Source organism: Streptococcus sp. SGI.013 (assembly GCF_050315295.1).
GTDB lineage: Bacteria > Bacillota > Bacilli > Lactobacillales > Streptococcaceae > Streptococcus > Streptococcus porcorum.
The window spans coordinates 1-515 of sequence record NZ_JBNPOS010000094.1; the positions used below are offsets into that span (position 1 = coordinate 1).

Annotated in this window: 2 pseudogenes; both read left to right on the forward strand. The window is 35.7% G+C overall.

Features of this window, described 5'->3' with window-relative positions:
- Positions 1-166 (forward strand): annotated as a pseudogene (locus ACQRDX_RS09495) (CopY/TcrY family copper transport repressor); the annotation flags it as partial.
- Between the two features lie 22 nt (positions 167-188).
- Positions 189-383 (forward strand): annotated as a pseudogene (locus ACQRDX_RS09500) (HAD-IC family P-type ATPase); the annotation flags it as partial.
- Positions 384-515 lie beyond the last annotated feature (132 nt).

A 515-nucleotide genomic window follows, 5' to 3' on the forward strand; every position in this document is an offset into this window, starting at 1 on the left:
AAAGAAAGTCGGAAATGTAATAGGAAGCATCATTGAAGATCATGTCTTAAGCTTCGATGATATAGATCGACTAGAGAAAATATTAGAGATAAAAAAATCTTTCGCAGTAGAAGAAGTGGATTGTCAGTGTACAGAAGGGCAATGCGATTGCCATGAAGGCTGTTAAAGAACTTAGAAGACGCGGTGTTGAAGTAATCATGATTACTGGAGATAATAAACGAACAGCCAAAGCGATTGCTAAGCAAGTGGGTATAGACAGTGTATTAAGTGAAGTATTACCTGAAGATAAAGCAGAGGAAGTCAAAAAACTACAAGAGGCAGGCAAGAAGGTAGCGATGGTTGGAGACGGCATTAACGATGCACCCGCATTAGCTCAAGCAGATTATTATTAATTATAATAATAATTTATGGAGGAATAAAAATGAGTAAGAATAAACATATGTTATTAGGTATTGGACTTACAGTCGGATTAACTGCAGTTGGATATATTACACTTTTAGAACTAATGATTAGTG